Annotated in this window: 20 protein-coding genes; 14 read left to right on the forward strand and 6 right to left on the reverse strand. The window is 61.8% G+C overall.

Annotation, left to right across the window (positions count from 1 at the left end; translation table 11 throughout):
- The first annotated feature begins 14 nt into the window (after nt 1–14).
- The 3 genes from A4A58_RS23490 to A4A58_RS23500 all read left to right on the forward strand — a co-directional run bounded on the left by A4A58_RS23490 (nt 15) and on the right by A4A58_RS23500 (nt 2,950).
- A complete protein-coding gene (locus tag A4A58_RS23490; protein ID WP_068736665.1) occupies nt 15–863 on the forward strand; it encodes a DUF3313 family protein in 849 nt (282 codons plus the stop codon).
- 105 nt (nt 864–968) lie between these two features.
- A complete protein-coding gene (locus A4A58_RS23495) occupies nt 969–1,694 on the forward strand; it encodes a response regulator (protein ID WP_068736667.1) in 726 nt (241 codons plus the stop codon).
- The gene (locus tag A4A58_RS23500; protein WP_081422021.1) at nt 1,691–2,950 is read left to right on the forward strand and encodes an ATP-binding protein; all 1,260 of its coding nucleotides are present in this window, start codon (nt 1,691–1,693) and stop codon (nt 2,948–2,950) included. Before A4A58_RS23495 ends, A4A58_RS23500 begins: the two co-directional genes overlap by 4 nt.
- A gap of 240 nt (nt 2,951–3,190) precedes the next feature.
- Here A4A58_RS23500 and A4A58_RS23505 read toward each other — a convergent pair whose 3' ends face one another.
- From A4A58_RS23505 to A4A58_RS30930, 4 genes are all read right to left on the reverse strand, one after another.
- Nucleotides 3,191–4,318, reverse strand: a complete 1,128-nt coding sequence (locus tag A4A58_RS23505) for a patatin-like phospholipase family protein (RefSeq protein ID WP_068736671.1) — start codon at nt 4,316–4,318, stop codon at nt 3,191–3,193.
- A 103-nt stretch (nt 4,319–4,421) separates the two neighbouring features.
- Nucleotides 4,422–4,574 carry a hypothetical protein gene (locus A4A58_RS30925; protein WP_158005734.1) on the reverse strand — a complete coding sequence of 51 codons (153 nt, stop codon included), beginning with the start codon at nt 4,572–4,574 and terminating at the stop codon, nt 4,422–4,424.
- Between the two features lie 47 nt (nt 4,575–4,621).
- Nucleotides 4,622–5,581, reverse strand: coding sequence for an MBL fold metallo-hydrolase (locus A4A58_RS23510; protein WP_068736672.1), 960 nt, complete (start codon nt 5,579–5,581; stop codon nt 4,622–4,624).
- 97 nt (nt 5,582–5,678) lie between these two features.
- Entirely contained in the window at nt 5,679–7,760 is a 2,082-nt protein-coding gene (locus A4A58_RS30930; RefSeq protein WP_081422022.1) for a methyl-accepting chemotaxis protein, read from the reverse strand.
- A 389-nt stretch (nt 7,761–8,149) separates the two neighbouring features.
- Here A4A58_RS30930 and A4A58_RS23520 point away from each other — a divergent pair, with 389 nt between their 5' ends.
- From A4A58_RS23520 to A4A58_RS23530, 3 genes are all read left to right on the forward strand, one after another.
- Nucleotides 8,150–9,409, forward strand: coding sequence for a GGDEF domain-containing protein (locus tag A4A58_RS23520; protein ID WP_081422030.1), 1,260 nt, complete (start codon nt 8,150–8,152; stop codon nt 9,407–9,409).
- Between the two features lie 133 nt (nt 9,410–9,542).
- The gene (locus A4A58_RS23525; RefSeq protein WP_068736676.1) at nt 9,543–10,325 is read left to right on the forward strand and encodes a DsbA family protein; all 783 of its coding nucleotides are present in this window, start codon (nt 9,543–9,545) and stop codon (nt 10,323–10,325) included.
- Nucleotides 10,326–10,525: 200 nt separating this feature from the next.
- Nucleotides 10,526–11,431: a cation diffusion facilitator family transporter gene (locus tag A4A58_RS23530; protein ID WP_204378200.1), complete on the forward strand. Its 906-nt coding sequence runs from the start codon at nt 10,526–10,528 to the stop codon at nt 11,429–11,431.
- 1 nt (nt 11,432) lies between these two features.
- Here the strand turns inward: A4A58_RS23530 and A4A58_RS23535 are convergent, their stop codons facing one another.
- Entirely contained in the window at nt 11,433–13,457 is a 2,025-nt protein-coding gene (locus A4A58_RS23535; RefSeq protein WP_068736681.1) for a pyrroloquinoline quinone-dependent dehydrogenase, read from the reverse strand.
- Between the two features lie 154 nt (nt 13,458–13,611).
- Complete coding sequence (locus A4A58_RS30935) at nt 13,612–13,767, reverse strand: hypothetical protein (RefSeq protein ID WP_204378201.1); 156 nt, start codon at nt 13,765–13,767, stop codon at nt 13,612–13,614.
- Between the two features lie 146 nt (nt 13,768–13,913).
- Here A4A58_RS30935 and A4A58_RS23540 point away from each other — a divergent pair, with 146 nt between their 5' ends.
- The 8 genes from A4A58_RS23540 (at nt 13,914) to A4A58_RS23575 (ending at nt 20,817) form a co-directional block, all read left to right on the forward strand.
- Complete coding sequence (locus A4A58_RS23540) at nt 13,914–14,120, forward strand: DUF6894 family protein (protein ID WP_068736683.1); 207 nt, start codon at nt 13,914–13,916, stop codon at nt 14,118–14,120.
- A 108-nt stretch (nt 14,121–14,228) separates the two neighbouring features.
- Nucleotides 14,229–14,966 (forward strand): DUF1236 domain-containing protein, encoded by a 738-nt coding sequence (locus tag A4A58_RS23545; RefSeq protein ID WP_068736685.1) that lies wholly within the window; start codon nt 14,229–14,231, stop codon nt 14,964–14,966.
- 292 nt (nt 14,967–15,258) lie between these two features.
- Nucleotides 15,259–15,726, forward strand: a complete 468-nt coding sequence (gene aroQ, locus A4A58_RS23550) for a type II 3-dehydroquinate dehydratase (RefSeq protein ID WP_068736688.1) — start codon at nt 15,259–15,261, stop codon at nt 15,724–15,726.
- Nucleotides 15,727–15,777: 51 nt separating this feature from the next.
- Nucleotides 15,778–16,266 carry an acetyl-CoA carboxylase biotin carboxyl carrier protein gene (gene accB, locus A4A58_RS23555; RefSeq protein WP_068736690.1) on the forward strand — a complete coding sequence of 163 codons (489 nt, stop codon included), beginning with the start codon at nt 15,778–15,780 and terminating at the stop codon, nt 16,264–16,266.
- A gap of 30 nt (nt 16,267–16,296) precedes the next feature.
- Nucleotides 16,297–17,649 carry an acetyl-CoA carboxylase biotin carboxylase subunit gene (accC, locus tag A4A58_RS23560; RefSeq protein ID WP_068736693.1) on the forward strand — a complete coding sequence of 451 codons (1,353 nt, stop codon included), beginning with the start codon at nt 16,297–16,299 and terminating at the stop codon, nt 17,647–17,649.
- Between the two features lie 116 nt (nt 17,650–17,765).
- The gene (locus tag A4A58_RS23565) at nt 17,766–19,289 is read left to right on the forward strand and encodes a sensor histidine kinase (RefSeq protein WP_068736695.1); all 1,524 of its coding nucleotides are present in this window, start codon (nt 17,766–17,768) and stop codon (nt 19,287–19,289) included.
- A complete protein-coding gene (locus A4A58_RS23570; protein WP_068736696.1) occupies nt 19,286–19,726 on the forward strand; it encodes a response regulator in 441 nt (146 codons plus the stop codon). Before A4A58_RS23565 ends, A4A58_RS23570 begins: the two co-directional genes overlap by 4 nt.
- Entirely contained in the window at nt 19,723–20,817 is a 1,095-nt protein-coding gene (locus A4A58_RS23575) for a response regulator (protein WP_068736698.1), read from the forward strand. Before A4A58_RS23570 ends, A4A58_RS23575 begins: the two co-directional genes overlap by 4 nt.
- Nucleotides 20,818–20,834: the final 17 nt, after the last annotated feature.

Consider the following 20,834-nt stretch of genomic DNA (forward strand, 5'->3'; position numbering starts at 1 on the left):
TGGGGGACATCTCGATGCGCGCGACCGCGATCAACCACGTGTTGAAACTGATATGCCTGCACGCTCTGACGGCATCTGTCGCTGGATGCGCCACGGCGCAGCTGGAGACATCAGGGTCCCTCGCCTCATATAACGACCTCGCGCCCGCCGACGGCGTCACCACCAAATCCAAGATGCGCGTGGACAAGGCCAGCGTGCTGGCGGCCAGGAGCGTCAGCATTATGCCGACGTCCTTCTCTCATGCCGCATCGCGAGCCGCGCTCACTGACAAGCAACGTCGCGTCATCGCGAATGCTGTCGACCGTTCCGTCTGTATCGGCCTGAGCGACCGCTTCAATATCGTCCCATCGGGGCAACCCGCCGACCTGACGGTGCATGTCACCGTGACGCGTGTGACCGTCACCGATCCGAATGTCGCTGGAGCCGCCAAGGTTGCCTCCGCCGCACCGATGTTCATCAGCGCAGGCTTTCCTATCGTCGTGCCCCGGATCCCGTACGGCATGGGAGGCCTGTCGGTCGAGGCGGAAGCCCGCGACCTGCAGGGCCAGCAGAAGGCGGCATTTGTCTGGGCCCGCGACGCCGACATGCTGACCAGCACGCCGCGCGTTGCGGCATCCGGCGATGCCTACGATCTGGCGGGTGAGTTCGGCGCAGATTTCAGCAAGCTCCTCATTACCGGTGAAAATCCGTTCGACAAGAAGCTGTCCACGCCCAGTATGCAGCGCGTGAATTCAGCCTTTGGGGGGAAGCCCAAATACGCCGCCTGTGATGCTTTCGGGCGCACCGGCGTTTCCGCCTTCATCGGCGGGAAAATGGGAGCACCTCCCGAGTGGAACGACGACGCGATGCCGGTGACGGAATGACCGGACATGCATGACAGTGATTGGCATCTCTCCACCCAGGACAGCTATGCTACGACATCAACTGCCGAGTTGACCGAACAACCGCCTGGAGCCGGGTGCCGCCCAATGCAGAGCATGTCTCACATCCTCATCGTCGATGACGATCTTGAAATACGAAAACTGCTGGGGCGCTATCTGACCGAACAAGGCTACCGTGTCTCCATCGCCTCTGACCAGCGAACGATGAAGGAGGCGCTGCAGACCAACGAGGTCAGCCTGATCGTCCTCGATGTCCTGCTGCCCGACGGCTCCGGCCTCGATATCTGCCGCGATCTTCGGCGCGAAGGCTCCGAGATCCCGGTCATTCTGTTGACCGCGTTGAAGGAGGATGTCGACCGGATCATCGGCCTCGAAATCGGCGCGGACGACTATCTTGGAAAGCCGTTCAACCCGCGCGAGCTGCTCGCCCGCATCCGCGCGGTGCTCCGCCGCAAGGTGACGCAGGATATCCAGCTCTCCCAAGTGCTCGAACATCGCTTCGGCAAATTCAAGCTCCATCCCGGCGCGCGGCAGTTGCTGGACGAAAACGGGGATCCCTTCGACCTCACGACCGCCGAATTTGAACTATTGCTCGTGCTCGTCAGACGGCCCGGCCGCCTGCTCTCCCGGGATCAACTGATCGAACTGACCAACCGCAGCTCCGACGACGTGTTCGATCGCTCGATCGACGTGTTGATGAGCCGGCTGCGCAAGAAGCTTGGCGACAATGACGATTTCCAGTTGATCAAAACCGTGCGCAACGGCGGTTACATTTTCTCGGCACGCGTTGAAACCATTGGCGCAGACACATGAACTCCATACGCATTCGATTTTCCTTGATGCTGGTGGGCTCGGTCCTTTGTGTGGTGATCCTGGCCAGCGCCGTGATGTCGCAAATGATTCTCGCGCTGGTCGAAAAGGATTTTCGGGACGGACTGACGTCTCGCGTCGCTGCATTTTCCAACAGCCTCACCTTTCGCGGAAACGATGCAATCTTTCATCTTCAGCCCACGCCCATCGAGGGCAAGCTTCTGGAAGCGCCGACGAATCTTCTGCAGGAAGCATTTCGGAAATCGCAAGCCAATCTCGACATTTTCGTCAAGCAAACACCGGACGGCCAACGATGGGCGTCTATCAAGATGGGCCCCGGCTGGCTGAGCTGGCCCATACGTGAGCACGCCCCCCCTCCTGAAGTATGGTGGGGCCTCGCCGGCTGGATGGTACTGATCACGGCTGGCGTCATCGGAGTCGCTCTTACGGTCGCCCATCAGACGACGAACCAGCTCAAATTGCTGCAGAGCATGGCGATGTCCGTTGGCAAGGACGGCGTACTGCCCGTACTCAAAGAAGAAGGGTCTATCGAAATCAAGGCAACCGCCCAGGCACTGAACATGATGGGCGCAAGTCTGAAAAAAGCGATGGACAGCAAGATCAGACTTGTGGCTGCCGCTGGGCACGATTTGCGGACACCCATGACACGCATGCGCCTGCGCGCCGAATTTCTCAACGAACGAGAGCGTGAGGAGTGGCTGCATGACCTCGATGAAATGGATCACATTGCCGACAGCGCCATCCAGCTCGTTCGGGAAGAGACCGTCGGAAAAGGCACCGAACACGTCAGACTCGACGAACTCGTCGGGGACGTTTGCGCTGAACTGATCCTGATCAAGATGCCGGTGACGATTGCCGAGCTCGATCCGGGTAACGTCAAGATATCGCCGCTCGCGCTCAAGCGGGCTTTGCGCAATCTCATCATCAACGCCGCGACACATGGCGGTGGCGCAATCGTGAGTCTGGAATCCCGCGAGGGATTTGCGGTCGTCATTATCGAAGACAACGGTCCCGGCATTCCCGAAACATTCCTAGCAAGCGCCTTCGAACCGTTCTTTCGCGTCGATCCGGCCCGGCGCCAGTCAATCCCCGGCGCCGGGCTCGGCCTTGCCATCGCCAAGGAAATTGTCGAGCGGCAGGGAGGCAGGCTCCAGATCGAGAACCGGCAGCCTCACGGGTTAAGGCAGACGCTTTCCATTGAGTTGGATATCACGAACGTATCGTCGGTCGCAGCCTGACCGACGCACGCGCTAACCGACCACAAGGTGCCATTGCAGAAGATCGCTAAAGAATAGGCCTTCGTAAGCAGCGCCTGTTCAGCCGGACCAGAGGATCATCGCGATCCCGAAGACGAGCAACGGATAATACGCGATCTCCACGCTCAGGAACGCGATGTCTTTTGTGCGAGACCAAAGGCGCCAAACGGATATCCGTATTCGGGAGCGTTCCAAAGACGCTGTTGGAGCGATGCGACACATCTAGCTACCCTGCCCCCTCAACCCTTCCAGGTTGGATTGAAATCCACTGGCCGAACCGCCCTTGGCGCGACCGTAGACGTAGAGCTCTTTCATATAATCGGTATCGAAATTGGTTGGATCGCTCGTGGTGAGCTTGCCCGCGTCGATGGCCGTTGCTTTGAAATCCCAGTTGTTGCGTTTGCAGAAATCGTATGTCGCGATCATCGCATTGCGCGTATTGGCCTTCACCGAGGTCTGAAACGAGCGCGCTACGATCGGAAGCGTCAGATCCGATGTATAGGAGGCGTCGGGCGACAGCTTGCCGTTGACGATCACGAAGACCCGAGACTTCGTAGCCAGCGATCCAGCATGGGCCGTTAACACGCTTTCCGGCACAGCCAGAATATTCGACGTCACGCCACCATCGACATGCATCTCGGAATACATGTTCCCGCCGGACTCGACGGCGATCAGGGCCGGCGGGAAAATCCCGGGAATAGCGGCTGACGCCGCGAGCAGGTTCCGGAACAACTCATAGCGGCCAGGACTATCGCTGCTCGCGATTTCTCCCATATTCCAGAGCGTCGTCCCTTGCGTGTCGAGGTTCGTGGTGACCACAATGAGCATCTTGCCCTTGCGATACCGCGCACCGACGGCATCGATAATCCGGTCGTCGGCATATTTCGAGATGAGGTCTTTCATCGGCCCCGCCTTGAAAACGCCCGATCCAACAACGGCGTTGATCCCCGCGATACGCATCAGATTTTCAGTCACGCCGCTGGTGAAGATCGCTTCAAGACGGCCGTCATAGCCTGGGCCGAGAAACGCGAATGGCGCAATCAGGGCGCCGACGCTGGAGCCGGTGACGATATCGAAATCGGGGCGCAGCCCGGAGTCGGACCAGCCTTTCAAGAATCCTGCGCCATAGGAGCCGTCAGCGCCGCCGCCGGACAAGGCAAGGATGGTGAGCGGTACGGCACCGCGCCGCGATCCCGCGAAGATGCGATAGCCATCATCGGGCGATATCCTGGCCAACGGAATCTGCGGGATCGTCGCCCGCGCACTTGCGATGAGCGGCGCACGCGGCAGTGACGCACAGGCCGAAAGCAGCAGCGCCGTGCAAAGGATGGGCAGCGTCGCGCGAGGCATCACGCGAGCTCTGCAACGATCAAAGTGAAATTTAAGAATCTAACCATGCGGGTTTCCATATGTGGAAACTCTTGCACGGCACATGCGCCATTTGTTTGCGCGATTATTTCACTATATTGCCCGCGGACTGCAGACCGATCACGCCCCCGGGCAGGATCGGCAGATCATGGGTTACACTGAACGCGACGCCGGCAACGTCACCGGCCGCGACGATCGTTGCGAGAACTCTCAGTTTCCGTTCAAGTCTGGCGTTCATGATGCCTCCCACCGGCACCGCTGATGGGAGTTATAGCAGATCGGGCCTTACAGCTCGATTTCCATCAGGTCCTTCGCGACCATGATCGGGCCGCTATAGTGCTTCCTGGCGTCTGCGGCCCACATCTCGTCAGTGATCGACGGATCGTCGCCGGGCACGAAATGCGTCATCACCAGTTTCTTGACCTTGGCCATGGCCGCGATCTTGCCGACGTCTTCGGTGGTGGTGTGCGATGCCAGGAGATGCTCCTTCAGTGTCGCTGCGTTCTTGACGCGCTTCACCATGGCATCGACGCCGGGGACATAGATCGTCTCGTGAATCAGCACATCGGCGCCCTCGGCGAATTTCGCCAGTGCCGGGTTAAACGAGGTGTCGCAGGCATAGACGAAGACGCCATCCGGGGTCTCGAAACGATAGGCGAAATTCTCGGTGATCGGCGGATGCGGCGTCCTGAATGCCGTCACCTTGACCTTGTCGTTGTTCATCACAGGGCCGGAATCCTTGATGTCCCTGGACACCAGCAGCTTGCGCGGATCTGGCTTGCCTTCATCGGTGATGCGGATATCCACGTCGAACTTGATGCTTTCCCAATAGGCCTTGGTGAGCGCCTCCATGCCGACCGGCGCGAACGCCTCGACCGGATGGTTCAGGCCGGCGGACCAGCCGCCATAGACCATGTTGCCAAATTCGAGCACGTGGTCCGAATGCAGATGCGTCACGAACACATAACGCACATCCGGCAGCGCCACCTTGGCTTCGACGAGACGCTTGGTGACGCCGGGGCCGCAGTCGACCACATAGGGCACGTCGTCTACGATCAGCACATTGGCCGGATTGGAGCGGCCAAGACCAACACGCGGGCCGCCTTTGGTCCCGAGACAAATCCAGCGGGCGCGCTTCTTCGGCGCCTGGGCCAGTGCCGGCGTAATTACGGGCGTAACGGCTGTCGCGCCGACCGCAGCGCCAGCCAGAGACAGTTTGAGAAGCGTACGCCGATCGAGAGTCATAGAGAGATCCTTGGTTTTGATAGACAGGTGGTGAGACGACTGACCTGCGCGGCGTGTGCGGCTGCAGGGCAGCCACACGCCGTTCAGATCATAACACTCAGGCAGCGCGAACGTTGCTGAGGAAGCTGGAGATGCGCTCGGTCAGATCGCTCGAGCGCGCGGAGAGATCGTCGGCCTTGGCGATCATGCGCAACGCCGCGGCCTCCGCTTCGGACATGGCGGAACTGACCGCGCCGACATTGGACGACACGTCCTTGGTGCCGCTGGCCGCCTGCTGGGCATTGGCGGCGATCTCGCTGGTGGTCTGGCGCTGCTGGGTCACCGACGCGGAGATGTCGGCGGTCACCGCATCGACCCGACCGATAGTCTCGGCCACGCTCTTGATTGCCTGAACCACGGCACGCGTCTCCGCTTCGATGCTGGAAATCTGCGCCGTGATTTCATCAGTCGCCTTGGCAGTTTGGGTCGCCAGGGCCTTCACTTCACCGGCCACCACGGCAAAGCCCCTGCCCGCATCGCCGGCTCGCGCTGCCTCGATTGTCGCATTGAGCGCCAGAAGATTGGTCTGGCTGGCAATGTCCTGAATGAACTTGATGATGTTGCCGATGCGCTCGACCGCGTGATCGAGACCGACGATGCGCTTGTCGGCATCGCTGACTTCGCGCACCGCATTGGCAGCGATCACCGCACAGGCCTCCAGCCGCTCGGCAATCGAGGCCACCGCGACGCTCATTTCCTCGGCGGCACTGGCGATGGTGCTGACGCCGACGGAGGCCTCCTCGGCGCCGGCCGCCACATTGGTCGCACGCTCCGACGTGCCGGTTGCGAGCCTGGAGCTGGCTTCGGCATCGCGGCGCATCGCATCGCCGGCGGCGCCCACGCCCTGGATCACCTCGTTACTCGCTGTATCGAATTCCAGCGTCAGCGCCTCGATCCGTGCCGCGCGCGCTTCGCGGGCTTGTTGCTGCGCGCGGTGCTCGCTTTCAAGACGCGCGGCCTCGATGGCGTTGAGACGAAGGGTCTCCAGCGCCCCGGCCATCTCGCCGATCTCGTCGCGGCGGCCACGCGCAGGTACGTCGATCTCGCGGTCGCCCTCGGCAAGGCGCGTGATGGCAGCCGTAATGCCGACCAATGGCTGCACGACGCGGCGAACGAACAACATGGTGACGCCGATCACTAGCAACGCCACCAGCGCCATGCCGACGGCGACCAGCGACAGACGCGTCAGCGCACTGCCGCGGGCAGAATCGGCGAGCGAGGTCGCCTGCGCCATTGCGGCATCGCGGATGCCGAGCGCCGACTGCGCGGGACCGACAAGACGCTTCAATACGTCCTGAAACGATACGCCGTAATCGGTGCCGGCAAGACCCTTGGCGGTCAGCTCGGCGATGAACTTGTCGGTATCGCCGAAGAATCGGGTCTCCGCGGCCTTCACTGCGGTCGACAAAGCGGGATCCTCGCTTAGTTGCGAAACAGTCGCCTGCAGACGGGCCCAGGCGTGGCGAATTTCGCCGGTGGATTCGGAGACTCCCTGGATATCGCCAGTCGTCAGCATCTTGCTGTTACCGGCGGCACGCGTGAAGTAGCTGGCGCGGCGTCCGGCGGCATCGCGCATATCCCATGACAGGCGCGCGATCTGGATCAAGCTGCCGACGCTCTCATGCGCCGCTGCGGCACTGCGCTCGAGTCCGTTCACCACACCGTCGAGCAGCGTGTTGAACTGCAGCATGCGTGGCACGTAGTCCTTGATCAGCGCGGCATCGCGCTGAGCGCGCGGTAATTTGTAGGCGACGTCGAGCTTGCCATAGATCTCGGCGAGATCGCCGCCGAGCTTGTCGAGGGCAGCGAGGGCCCGGACGCGTTCGGGATAAGTTGCCGCGGCAACTGCGGTCCTGGCGCCGGTCAGTTCATCGGCGAGTAACTTGCGGGCATTCGCGACCGCAGTCAGCGCGCCGGGATTGGCGACTTCGTCGGCAATCAGCGCCGCGTTCTGCGGACCACGGCTGACGGCCATCTGTTCGGTCGTGCGCAAGACGCCGGCAGTCGCAGCGGATAGATAGGCGGCCTCGCTGGCACTGCGATAATTGCCCCACTCCTGCACGACGAAAACCGTGGCGGCGACAGCGATGATCGCGGCCATCGCAGAGACGCAAAGCATAAACAGGACACGAACGCGCATCGATACAAGACCCCTTCTTCCTCAGCTGCGCGCAAAGCTACGGCCTCAAACTTAACGTCTTTAGAAGAAAGGTATTCACATACAACATAGCACCTATGAGGAGCTAGCGTCATCAGACATTCATGGGCGCGCCGCCGTCGGCACAGCCTCTTGCCGGCTAGCAGCTCGACGCATCGGCCCGAGCACCGGGCTCGTGCGTGGATCGATATGATCTTCATCATTTCACAACCACTATCGGCTTCTCGCCGGCAGCGGTCAGGTTCCGTTAACGGAACTCGCTGCATTTAGTGAAAATGGATGCGCTCATCGCGTCCGGCGGGGAGACCAATGCAGCCATCGGATCACGAAACCGCACACAGCGGCGTCACACGCACGTGGGACCGGCGGCGATGAGCACGACGACCATCTTCTGGTTCACGCTCGCCAACTTCCTGTCATCAGGTCTCGTCTGGGCCTATGTCGCACGCTGCTATCCGAACTTCGTCCCGGCCCGCTACTGGAGCGCCGCTTCACTGAGCGCGTCGGCCGGCCCTGCTCTCGGCCTGCTGTTTCCCAATCCCGTCGGCCTGCTGTTCGCCGCGCAGATGACAGTTCTCGCTTTCTGTCTGTCAGGGGTCGGCATCCGCCGCTTTTACGACAGGCCTACATCCTGGATCGCCACCGCTCTGGTGATTTCCGCGAGCCTGGCCGGCTTCCTGTTCTTCAGACTGGGCATCGACGAATATGCGATGCGCGTTGTCGTCTACTCGCTGAGCCAGGGCGTTCCCGTGGCGCTGACGCTACCGCTGCTATTGTCGCGTGATCATCGGCGCAGCAATCACGGCGCACGGATGGCCGGCTACCTCTCGATTCTCTTGCTGGTTGCTTTTGCCTGCCGCGCGATCGCCGCGCTGCTACATCTGGGCGATGGCGAGCCGACCATAGTGACCGTCGATGCGGTACAGGCAGGCTTCATGCTGGTGGCGGCATTCCTCGCCATGACATGGAATTACGGACTGCTGATGATGGCGATCGACCGCCTGCGCGGCGACGCAGCCGAACTGGCGCTGATCGACGATCTGACCGGCGCCGGCAATCGCCGCCGCCTGTTGCAGCGGATGGACGAGGAATGTGCGATGGCGCGGCGGACCGCACGGCCATACGCACTGCTGGCGATCGACCTCGACGGCTTCAAGGCGGTCAATGATGGCTTCGGTCACAGCGCCGGCGATGACTGCCTGAGGCAATTCGCCCAAGCGGCGCAAGATCAGTTGCGCCCCGGCGATACGCTGGCCCGATGCGGCGGCGACGAGTTCTGCATCGTGTTGCCCGACACCGACCTGCAGCAGGCCGGCGATATCGCGCGGCGTGTGCTGGCGGCCTGCCCGCGACAATTTGGCAATGCCGGACACACAGTGAGGACCCTATCCGCCTCCATCGGCGTCGCGCAGTGGTCCCCCGACCTCATCGCTTCCCCCGAACGATTGATGGCGGCTGCCGATCACGCCCTGTATCAGGCCAAACACAGCGGCAAGAACCGGGTCGTGCTCTATGAGCCCGCACCACCGCTGGCACCGATCTTCGATGACGAGATCGGAAGCGCTCCATTGCCGGCACCGCATGCCCTCACTGCAATGACCGGGCCGGATCACCACCATTCCGGCTTTTGAGACCTGCGGCGCAATGATGAATTGCGCGTGACCGCCTTCACAAATAACGCGTATTTCGCCCTCAAAATGCTAAGCAGCTTCCCCAATGACACGTGGCTTTCTGACTCGGCCTTTTCCAAAGGATAATTTGCCCATGCCTTCGTTCCGTTTTCTCGCCTCCGCCGGCCCGGCCCTGGCTTTGGCCCTCGCGCTGTGTGGCGCGCCCGCGGTCGCATCGGCGCAGACATTCAATGACGCCCAGCGCGGCGAGATCCAGAAGATCATCAAGGACTACCTGATCACCCATCCGGAAATCCTCGAAGAGGTCTCAGCCGAGCTCACCAAGCGTCAGGCCCAGGCCGAAGCCGAGAAGCATCAGGCTGCAATCGCTGCGAATGCTAACACGATCTTCAATTCGCCGCGCGGTGTCGTCGTCGGCAACAAGGACGGCGACGTCACCTTCGTCGAGTTCTTCGATTACAATTGCGGCTACTGCAAGCGCGCCATGGACGACATGGTCGGCATCATGAAGAACGATCCGAAGCTCAAGGTCGTGCTGAAGGAATTCCCTGTGCTCGGGCCCGGCTCGGTTGAAGCCGCCCAGGTCGCTGTCGCCGTGCGCATGCAGGACCCGACCGGCAAGAAGTATCTCGACTTTCACCAGAAGCTGCTGAGCGGCCGCGGCCAGGCCGACAAGGCCCGCGCCTTGGCAGCGGCCAAGGAAGCAGGTCTCGACGTCGTCAGACTGGAAAAGGACATGGCCAGCCCGGAAGTGCGCGCGACCATCGAAGAGAACTTCAAGCTCGCGGAATCCATGGGCATGAACGGCACGCCGAGCTACGTCATCGGCAAGCAGGTGATCATCGGTGCCGTCGGCGCAGACGCGCTGAAGGAGAAGATCAACCAGGCCCGCTGCGGCAAGGCGCTCTGTTCGTAATCCCGGACACCGGCAGGGTGATTCATACCGTCGCCCGCGCCGACACAAACATCTCGGAAATATGACAAACCGGCTGCATCGCAGCCGGTTTTTTATTTATCTTACGGTAGCGGTCAAAGCCGCTGAGCGCCATCTGTGATAGCGTAACCTATCCCCAACGGTAAAAGGATGCAGCGGACACCCCGCCTAAGTTCCCAATGTTGACCGATACCAAACAGGAGCAGCGGCTCCTGAAGATTTCGATTTACGTCACGCTTCTCATTTCATTTGCCAGCATCGCTTTCGGGCTCGCCATCAGTTCGCGCGCCATCGCCTTCGACGGTTTTTACACGTTGATCGACGCAGCCATGACCGGCGTTGCATTGCTGACCGCACGACTGATCAGCAGAGGCGAAGACGACCGCTTCCAGTATGGCTACTGGCACCTTGAACCGATCCTCGCGCTGATCAACGGCACGGTGCTCAGCTTCGCCTGCGCCTATGCCTTCATCGACGGCCTTAACGGACTGATCACCGGCGGGCGCGCCATCGAATTCGGCCCCGGCGCGATCTTCGCTGCGGTGGCGGGCGCGATCAGCTTCGGCATGAGCATCTATATCCGCCGCTCGGCCGGCGAACACGGCTCGCAACTGCTCGACATCGATGCCCGTGCCTGGCTGATGGGCGGCGTACTCAGTCTGGCGGTCTGCATCAGCTTCCTGCTCGGAGCGGTGATGGCGAAGACTCCGGCAGCGGCCTATGCGCCGCTGGTCGATCCGCTGATCCTGCTGGTGGTTGCGATCTGCCTGCTGCCGTTTCCGCTTTCGACTATCTGGAATGCCGGCCGTGACATCCTGCAGGTCGCGCCGAGCGATCTCGACGAAGAGGTTCGCGAACTCGCGCAATCGATCGCGCACAAGCATGGCTTCAGCGACTACAGCTCGCACGTGATGCGCTCCGGCCGCCAGCAATTCATCGAGATCGGGCTGGTCGCGCCGTCAGGCGAGATCAGCAAGAGTTTCGCCGAACTCGATGCTATCCGTGCCGAGATTGCTCTAGCCATGGGCGGGCTCAGCCCGGGCTACTGGTTGACGGTGGATTTCACCGCCGACAAACGCTGGGTGTAAATTACGCCCGCCCCTTGCGCTTGGTACGCCAGACAATGCCGACGGCGAGTAGCAACGCGAGCACCGCGCCCAGCGTGATCGCGCCGGCGCGGAGCCGGCCGCCGGGACGATCGATGTAGAGCGATCGCAGCGATGGCGCCTCACCGTCGCGCGCAAGACGAAATGCCACAACGCTGTCGCCGATCGAGGTGCCGGATTCTGAATGGCCACCGGCAGCGATGACCACGTACTGCTCTCCACCGATGGCGTAAGTCATGGGATTGGCGATGCCCGGCACCGGCAGCCGCCCCTGCCAGAGTTCAGAGCCGGTCTTCGCATCATATGCACGCAGGTAGGCATCCATCGCGCCGGTGAAGATCACGCCGCCGCGCGTCGCCAGCAAGCCGTTGACCAGCGGCGTACCGGTGGCCAGTGCGAGACCCAATGGCGCGATGTCCTCGGTGGTGCCGACTTTCGACTCCCACAGCACTTTGCCGGCCTTGAGGTCCACAGCAACCATAGCGCCCCAGGGCGGCTTGTTGCAGGGCATGCCGAGCGGCGACGTCACGAGCGCCCGCCTCATGGCAAAAGGCGCGCCGCGCTGCGCGCCAAAATCGGTACCGGCCGGCGGCTTGTAGTTCTGCGCCTTGGCGCGCGGGATCAGCGTGACCCGATGCACCGCGCGGCTCGTATTGGCATAGAGCACCTGCCGGACGGGATCGAAGGCAACACCGCCCCAGTTGACGCCGCCGCCGGTCATCGGAAACAGCAGCGTGCCGGCCCCCGTGGCAGGTGGCGTGTAGAGGCCTTCGTTGCGTCCACTCGCCAGTTCATCCCGGCACTTGCCGCGATCCCAGAATGTCACGCCGAACGCCTCATCCGGGATTACCCGCTGCGGCACCAGTGTCGGAAGATGCGTCGGAAATGGCTGCGTCGGCGACAGCGCTTCGCCCTCGACGCCGCCTTGCGGAACAACTCTCTCCTCCACCGGCCAGATCGGTTGCCCGGTCGCACGATCCAGCACGAACAGGAAGCCCTGCTTGGTAGCCTGGATGACGACGTCGCGCGGACCGCTTGCAAGATCGATGCGGGCAAGCGTCGGCTGCGCCGGCACGTCGTAGTCCCAGACATCGTGATGCACGGTCTGGAACGACCAGACCATCTCGCCGGTGCCGATCTTCAGCGCAACAACCGAATTGGCATACACATTGTTGCCGGGCCGCTTGCCGCCCCAAAAATCGGGACTCGGCGAAGACGTCGGCAAGAACAGCAATCCGCGTTCGTCATCCACCGACATCGGCGCCCAGACATTGGCGTGGCCGGCTTCGATACCGTCATGGACCAGCGGATCCCACGACCATCGCGGCGCGCCACTGCGCACATCGAAAGCGCGGACGGTCCCCTTGGGCGCGCTCACACGCCGATTGTCGGCGAGTGCAGAACCGACCACGACGACGTCGCGCCCGACCACCGGCGGCGATGTGATCTGAAATTCACCGGGGCCATCAAGCGGCATTCCCGGGTCGAGCTTGACCTCACCCTGCGCGCCGAAGTCGGCACATGGCAGTCCGGTCGCAGCATCCAGCGCAACGATACGGGCATCGTTGGTGCCCATGAAGATGCGGCTGCGACAGGTCGCGCCGGATGTTGCGCGATCATCACGCCAATAGGTCACGCCGCGGCAAACCCAGCGGTTGGCGGGGCGCACATCTGGCGCGACCCGCGGATCGAACCGCCACTTCTGCCGGCCGCTGGCGGGATCGAGCGCGATTACCTCGTTGAACGGCGTGCAGAAGATCAGGCTGTCTTCAACGAACAACGGCGTCGCTTCGAACTTGGTGCGCGCCATCTGCGCAGGTGTGCGACGCAGGAGATCGCCGGTCTGGAAGCGCCAAGCCTCGATCAGACGGCCAGTGTTGTCAGGGTTGATCTGGTCCAGCGGCGTAAAGCGTGAGCCGCCACGGTCGGCGCCCCAATGCTCCCATCCAAGAGCAGGTGCTACCGACAGGGCTATGAGCGCCAGGATCCCTCCAATCCAGTTCCTCATCGAAGCACAGCTCCGCAAATCCCGACTGACATGACCTGATGTTAGTCGTTGAGCCCGCCCTGTCCATGTCGCACGCATAGTATCGAACGCATAGTGAAAAGGCCGGCTGCGTAACAGCCGGCCTCTTTGAAACCTGAAAATGTTATAACGATAGTTACGCGATGTCCTCGACTGCCGTCTCGCCGTCATCCGGGCGCTGCTCAAAGCGCGACAGCTTGTTTGCTGTATTCTCCAGCACGCCGGCGACAAAATCGGACACTGAATTCTCGATCGGCGCCGCATCCGCGATCTTCTGAACGATCATCTCCACAAAGGCTGGTATTGCATTTTCCTTATTCGATGGTGCAATGCACGTGCTGCCATTTCGTTCCGGCTGAGACCTTCTTCATTCCATTTCCGACTTAGGAACATCCCCAACGGTGGTGGATTGCCCTTTTTGGAGGAGGAGAAAGAGCAATGCCAAAATATCATTTCGAGATTGTCGATGGTTTCCGGCTTGAGGACCCCGTAGGTCTGGACTGTAGCGACGACACGCAGGCCAAGGATGTGGCCAAGAATATTGCTCATCAAATCGCGGTTGATATAGCAGGCGACCGTGACCGGAAGGTCGTTGTCATCGATGACAACGGCGATGAAGTCTACAAGACGAAGGTCAAGCCCTGACGCGGCGTGACGTATGCTCATAACAAAAGCAATGGAACTACATTTCTCAGGAACATCCCTCCACCAGTGTCGTTGTACGGCGGGCAATGCATCGCGAGGAGAACCAAGATGAACAACCGTTTATTGATGAGCGTCGCCGCCGCTGCACTGATTGCAGGTTCGGGTTTCGCTAGCGCGCAAAATCCCGGCGGCGCAGGAGCCGCAACGTCGGGTGGTGGCGCCGGAGGTGCCGGAATGACCCGTGAAGCACCGGCGGGCGGTGCTGCGCGTAGCGGCGCAACGAGTGCGCCCGCAGGCGGTGCCTCTGCGGACCGCGCTGCGCCGACGGAACGCAGTGCGCCTGTCAACAAGGACGAAGCGACCGACACCACCAACAAGTCCGAGCAGAAGCCGGCGGTGAAGTCTACACAGTCCGACGACAAGATGCAGCGTGACGACAAGCGTGCGACCGACTCGACCCGCGACAACGAAAAGGCCGGCAAGGACATGAAGGCCGATTCCAAGTCGACCGATTCCAAGTCGGGTGCCGACACCAAGTCGACATCGACGGAGACCAAGTCAACCACCACCACCGGTCAGGCCGGCGCGGGCGCCAAGCTCACCACCGAGCAGCGCACCAAGGTCACCACGGTCATCAAGCAGCAGAACATCCAGCCGGTGACCAATGTGAACTTCTCGATCTCGGTCGGCACCCGCGTGCCGCGTGAAGTTCGCTTCCACCCGCTTCCGGCCGAGATCATCACCGTCTATCCGGATTGGCGCGGCTATGAGTTCTTCCTGGTTCGCAACGAGATTATCGTCGTGAACCCGCGGACACTCGAGATCGTCGCAGTCCTCGATGCCTAAGGCGGCGCATCTGATGTGACACCCGGGCGGGCTCGAAAGGGTCCGCCCGTTTGCTATCCGGCACGCTCCGCCCCTGTCGTGAGCCGGCAGATTGCCGGAAATGGCGTCAGTGGCTTTAACCTTGGTTAATAAGCACTTTCCATAGGTTACATCGGGCTTTTTATGAATTGGGTGAGGTATTTGGCTGGGGGAACCGGGGGTCTAGAGGCTTCCCCTCAGCGGTTTGGTTACCTATAACCCCCGGCAGAACGGCGCCCGCCCGCGCCCATTGCTGATACGCCCGGGATGTCCGATGGCCAACACCACGACCAACACCATCTACGTGCTCAACGGCCCCAACCTCAACCTGCTCGGAATCCGCGAGCCGGAGACCTATGGCCACGCGACTTTGGCCGATGTCGAAAAGCTCTGCGCAGCCGCCGCCGCGCAATATGGCCTGACCGCAGATTGCCGGCAGTCCAACAGCGAAGGCGAGTTGATCGGTTACATCCATCAGGCCCGCGAGAAACACGTGGTCGGCATCGTGATCAACGGTGGCGCATACTCGCACACCTCGATCGCCTTGCACGACGCCATTGTCGGCGTGCGCATTCCCACCGTGGAAGTGCATGTCAGCAACGTCTACACCCGCGAAAGTTTCCGCCACCATTCCTTCATCGCCAAGGCGGCCTTTGCCAGCCTCTGCGGCTTCGGCATCGAAGGCTATCGCCTTGCCATCAGCGGCCTCGCCGCCAAAATCGGTGCCAACGCCATCGCGTGACGCGCCCGCTTCGCTCTTTATTCGTCTTTCACTTCAGACATTGGATTGCCCATGGCCCGCAAGCCTGACGACACGCAGAACGCAACGCCGAAAGCCAGCAACGATAGCGGCATGATCCGCGAACTGGCGCTGCTGCTGGATGAAACCAACCTCACCGAGATCGAAGTCGAGCGCGCCGGTCTGCGCGTGCGCGTCGCGCGTAACATCAGCGTCGCTGCCGCCGTACCCGCCTACGCGCCGGCGCCTGTCGCCGCCCCCGCGCCGGTCGCGGCGGCTACCGCGCCGGTCGCCGACATGGCCAAGCATCCGGGCGCTGTGCCCTCGCCGATGGTCGGCACCGTCTACCGTGCCCCGGAGCCCGGCAAGCCGGCCTTCGTCGAAGTCGGCACCAAGGTTGCTGCCGGCCAGACGCTGCTCATCATCGAGGCGATGAAGACCATGAACCAGATCCCGGCGCCGCGTGCCGGCACTGTGACGCAGATCCTGGTCGAAGACGGTTCGCCGGTCGAATACGGCGAAGCGCTCGTCATCATCGAGTAACACCACAACGTCCTCTGACTTCGGAACGCCATGTTCGAGAAAATCCTGATCGCCAACCGCGGCGAGATCGCATTGCGCATCCTGCGGGCCTGCAAGGAGCTTGGCATCGCGACCGTGGCCGTGCATTCGACTGCGGACGCCGACGCCATGCATGTGCGCCTTGCCGACGAGAGCGTCTGCATCGGCCCACCGGCGTCGAAAGACAGCTATCTCAACGTCCCCTCATTACTCGCCGCCTGCGAGATCACCGGCGCAGATGCGGTGCATCCCGGCTACGGCTTCCTGTCCGAGAATGCGCGGTTCGCCGAGATCCTCGCCGACCATAATCTAAAGTTCATCGGCCCCAAGGCCGAGCACATCCGCCTGATGGGCGACAAGATCGAAGCCAAGAAGACCGCCAAGCGGCTTGGCATTCCCGTGGTACCCGGCTCCGACGGCGGCGTCGGCCCCGAAGACGATGCCATAGCGATCGCCCGCGAGATCGGTTTCCCGGTCCTCGTCAAGGCAGCCGCCGGCGGCGGCGGCCGCGGCATGAAGGTCGCGCAGACCGAAGCCGATCTGCTGATGGCGCTCTCGACCGCTGCAACCGAAGCCAAGGCGGCTTTCGGCGATGCGTCGGTCTATCTCGAAAAGTACCTGCAGAAGCCGCGCCACATCGAAATCCAGGTGCTGGGCGATGGCCGTGGCGGTGCGCTGCATCTCGGCGAACGCGACTGCTCGCTGCAGCGCCGGCACCAGAAGGTCTGGGAGGAAGGCCCCTCGCCGATCCTGTCACCGGAAGCGCGCGCCAGGATCGGCGGCATCTGCGCCAAGGCGATGCAGGACATGCAGTATCTCGGCGTCGGCACCATCGAATTCCTCTACGAGGACGGTGAGTTCTATTTCATCGAGATGAACACCCGCATCCAGGTCGAGCATCCCGTCACCGAGATGATTACCGACATCGATCTTGTGCTGGAGCAGATCCGCATCGCCGCCGGCGGCGACCTGCCCTGCACTCAGGATGAGGTCAACATCATCGGCCATTCCATCGAGTGCCGTATCAATGCCGAGAACCCGGAGACCTTCCGGCCCTCGCCCGGCACGATCACCCAGTATCACGCCCCCGGCGGCCTCGGCGTCCGCATCGATTCAGCGGTCTATCAGGGTTACAAGATCCCGCCTTATTACGACTCGCTGGTGGGCAAGCTGATCGTCCACGGCAAGAACCGGCCGGAATGCCTGATGCGACTGCGACGGGCCTTGGACGAGATCGTAGTGGACGGCGTCGAGACGACCCTGCCGCTGTTCCGGGCCCTGGCCCGGGAAAGCGACATTATCGAGGGCGACTACCACATCCACTGGCTGGAGCAGTATCTGGCCGGCAAGGCTCCCAAGACCTGAAACATTTGGGATCAGTCTGGAACCAATCGCCTCGATCCGCGTTTTTTGTGCTGCCGGGAGACGTACGGCGGCGGGGGCCATATTGAAGTTCAGTCTGCAATCCAAGCGAGTATTACGTGACCGCTGACGCCGCCCGGAGGCGAGCGCTCTGGCAAATCCTGCTGCTCTTGGCGGGATTGCTCGTGCTTGCCGCCATCAGCGCGGCCTCCGTCATCCTGGTGAACCAGGCGCGCGACGATTCCAGGTGGGTTGTCCACACCGTCGAAGTCCAGAACCAGATATCGAACCTGCTGTTGGAAATCCGCCGTACCGAAAGCGCCACCCGGGCCTATCTGCTATCCGGCGGTTCGCAGTTCCTGACCGAGTACGAGACCTCGTCGGCCACTATCCTGCCCGCGGTCAACAAGCTGGTCGCGCTGACGAGCGATAATCCGGTGCAGGTCGAAAACGGCCCCAAACTGCGCAAGGCTGTCGAACAGCGACTGGCGGAATTCGCCAACGGCGTCAATCGTATCAAGAACAACGACGTGCAGTCGAGCATCGAGATCCTGCGCCGCGGCGATGCCAATCAGGCAGTGCAGGACATTGCCAACGTCACCCGCGCCATGCGCGCCGAGGAAGGCCGCCTGTTCGTCGAACGGACCCGAACGGCGGACCAGAGCCAGCAATGGGCCTCATGGGTCACCGTGGCCGGCTCCGGCTTGGTGGTGCTCCTGGCGGCGCTGTCGATCTTCCTCGTGCGCCGCTCGTCAAACGCCCGCGATGAGGCCGAGGCCAGTTTGCGCGACAGCAACATCAACCTCGAAGCCGCCGTTGAGGAACGCACCGCCGACCTGCGCGAGGCCAACGAAGAGCTGCAGCGCTTCTCCTATATCGTCAGCCACGACCTGCGCTCGCCGCTGGTCAACATCATGGGCTTCACCAGCGAACTTGAGGAGCTGCGCGGCGACATCTTCAAACGTATCGCGACGCTCGCCAATGCAGAGCCCGTCGTGCCCGATGTGAACGGCGAATTGCCGGAGCCGGCGCTGCCCGAACAGGACAAGCAACTCTCCGCCGATTTCACCGAAGCGCTCGGCTTCATCAAGTCGTCGATCGGGAAGATGGATCGCTTGATCAGCGCCATTCTCAATCTGACCCGCGAGGGCCGGCGGGAGTTCAAGCCGGTGAAGATCGACACCCGCGAACTCATCGAAGGCATTGCTTCCACCGTGGCGCATCAGGCAGCCGAGACCGAAACCCAGATCCGCATCGAGCCATTGCCAAGCATCGAGAGTGATCGCCTCGCAATGGAACAGATCTTCGGCAACCTGATCGACAATGCGCTGAAATATCTCAAGCCCGGCATCCCCGGTGATATCCTCGTCAAGGGCCGCACCAAGATGGGCTTTGCGATCTTCGAGATCATCGACAACGGTCGCGGCATAGATCCCCGGGACCATCAGCGCATCTTTGATCTTTTCCGCCGTGCGGGTACACAGGACAAGCCGGGCCAGGGCATCGGACTGGCCCATGTGCGCGCTTTGGTGCGACGAATGGGTGGCACCATGTCGGTGTCATCGGAACTCGGCAACGGCAGCAACTTCACCGTCACGCTGCCGGCCAGATGGACGGGGCATAACCGGGATAAACAAACATGAGCAAGCCAGTCACCATCATTATGATCGAGGATGACGAGGGTCACGCCCGTCTGATCGAACGCAATATCAGGCGCTCGGGTGTCAATAATGAGATCATCCCGTTCACCAACGGTACAGACGCCGTCAACTATCTGTTCGGCAAGGATAGCACTGGCCTCGATCACAAGGGCGAAGCGCTGCTGCTCCTGCTCGACCTCAATCTGCCCGACATGACCGGGATCGATATCCTGAAGCGTGTCAAAGAGAACGAATTTCTCAAATGCGCGCCCGTCGTGGTCCTCACCACCACCGACGACGCGCAGGAAATCAAACGCTGCTACGAATTGGGCTGTAACGTCTACATCACCAAACCTGTGAACTACGAGAGCTTCGCCAACGCGATCCGCCAACTCGGTCTGTTTTTCTCCGTCATTCAGGTTCCGCAAGCGTCCACATGACATCTGCGACGACGCCTACGCTGCTGTATATCGACGACGACGCAGGACTTGCGCGGCTGGTGTCGCGCGGCCTGACGCGGCAGGGCTTTGGCGTCGAGCATTGCGACAACGGCGAAAAGGGCATCGAGCGGATCAAGCAGGGTGGCATCGACGTCATCGCGCTCGATCAGTACATGCCGGGCCTCGACGGGCTGGAAACGCTTGAGCAGATTCAGAAGCTGCCCTCGCCGCCCCCTGTGGTGTTCGTCACGGCGTCGCAGGACAGCAAGATCGCCGTCACCGCCCTCAAGGCGGGTGCCGCCGACTATCTGGTGAAGGACACCCAGGGCGACTTCCTGCCGCTGCTGCATGTCGCCTGCACAACCGCCATCAAACAGGCCCTGATATCGAAGGCACGCGACGACGCCGAAGCCGAAGTCCACGCGTCACGCGACCGCTATGCGGCCCTCGCGGCCGAGCGCGAAGTGCTACTGCGCGAAGTCAATCACCGCGTTGGTAACTCATTGCAGATCATCGCTTCGCTGCTCCATCTGCAGGCCAATTCAACCAGCGAAGATCACGTCAAGGTGGCGCTGACCAATGCCATGGGCCGTGTCGCCGCCGTGGCGCAGGTCCATCGCCGGCTGTACACCTCGCACGACCTCAACAGCGTGCTGCTCAATCAGTATCTCGAAGCGCTGCTGGAAGATCTTCGTCGTTCCGCCGAAGGCAACCGGATGTCGCGCCTTACGTTGAAGGCCGAATCCGTCGAGATCGATCCGGACCGCGCCGTGGCTATCGGCATCATCGTCAATGAGCTGGTGATGAACGCCGTCAAATACGCCTATCCCGACGGCGCCGGCCCGATCCATGTCGTGCTCACCGCGCAGGGTGACCAGCTCGAACTGTCGATCACCGACGATGGCGTCGGCCTCAATGTGAAGGTCGATCCGCGCTCCACCGGCATGGGCCAGCGCATCGTCAATGCCATGGCCAGCAAGCTCGAAGCTTCCGTCGAGCGCGATCCCGACCATAGCGGCACGCGCATCGTCCTGCGCTTCTGTGCCGTGACCAAGCCGGCAGCAAAGCCGCCCGTGAGCGCTGCGGGCTAGGCGCGCCGCGGACTGAC

The organism is Tardiphaga robiniae, assembly GCF_001618955.1.
GTDB classification, from domain to species: Bacteria; Pseudomonadota; Alphaproteobacteria; order Rhizobiales; family Xanthobacteraceae; genus Tardiphaga; species Tardiphaga robiniae_A.

Coding starts and splice junctions, on each gene's coding strand:
- A4A58_RS23525 (WP_068736676.1), top strand. CDS start 9,543: ATGCCTTCGTTCCGTTTTCTCGCCTCCGCCGGCCCGGCCCTGGCTTTG.
- A4A58_RS23490 (WP_068736665.1), top strand. CDS start 15: ATGCGCGCGACCGCGATCAACCACGTGTTGAAACTGATATGCCTGCAC.
- A4A58_RS30925 (WP_158005734.1), bottom strand. CDS start 4,574: ATGAACGCCAGACTTGAACGGAAACTGAGAGTTCTCGCAACGATCGTC.
- accB (WP_068736690.1), top strand. CDS start 15,778: ATGGCCCGCAAGCCTGACGACACGCAGAACGCAACGCCGAAAGCCAGC.
- A4A58_RS23575 (WP_068736698.1), top strand. CDS start 19,723: ATGACATCTGCGACGACGCCTACGCTGCTGTATATCGACGACGACGCA.
- aroQ (WP_068736688.1), top strand. CDS start 15,259: ATGGCCAACACCACGACCAACACCATCTACGTGCTCAACGGCCCCAAC.
- accC (WP_068736693.1), top strand. CDS start 16,297: ATGTTCGAGAAAATCCTGATCGCCAACCGCGGCGAGATCGCATTGCGC.
- A4A58_RS30930 (WP_081422022.1), bottom strand. CDS start 7,760: ATGCGCGTTCGTGTCCTGTTTATGCTTTGCGTCTCTGCGATGGCCGCG.
- A4A58_RS23535 (WP_068736681.1), bottom strand. CDS start 13,457: ATGAGGAACTGGATTGGAGGGATCCTGGCGCTCATAGCCCTGTCGGTA.
- A4A58_RS23510 (WP_068736672.1), bottom strand. CDS start 5,581: ATGACTCTCGATCGGCGTACGCTTCTCAAACTGTCTCTGGCTGGCGCT.
- A4A58_RS23545 (WP_068736685.1), top strand. CDS start 14,229: ATGAACAACCGTTTATTGATGAGCGTCGCCGCCGCTGCACTGATTGCA.
- A4A58_RS23505 (WP_068736671.1), bottom strand. CDS start 4,318: ATGCCTCGCGCGACGCTGCCCATCCTTTGCACGGCGCTGCTGCTTTCG.
- A4A58_RS23495 (WP_068736667.1), top strand. CDS start 969: ATGCAGAGCATGTCTCACATCCTCATCGTCGATGACGATCTTGAAATA.
- A4A58_RS23540 (WP_068736683.1), top strand. CDS start 13,914: ATGCCAAAATATCATTTCGAGATTGTCGATGGTTTCCGGCTTGAGGAC.
- A4A58_RS23570 (WP_068736696.1), top strand. CDS start 19,286: ATGAGCAAGCCAGTCACCATCATTATGATCGAGGATGACGAGGGTCAC.
- A4A58_RS23500 (WP_081422021.1), top strand. CDS start 1,691: ATGAACTCCATACGCATTCGATTTTCCTTGATGCTGGTGGGCTCGGTC.
- A4A58_RS23520 (WP_081422030.1), top strand. CDS start 8,150: ATGAGCACGACGACCATCTTCTGGTTCACGCTCGCCAACTTCCTGTCA.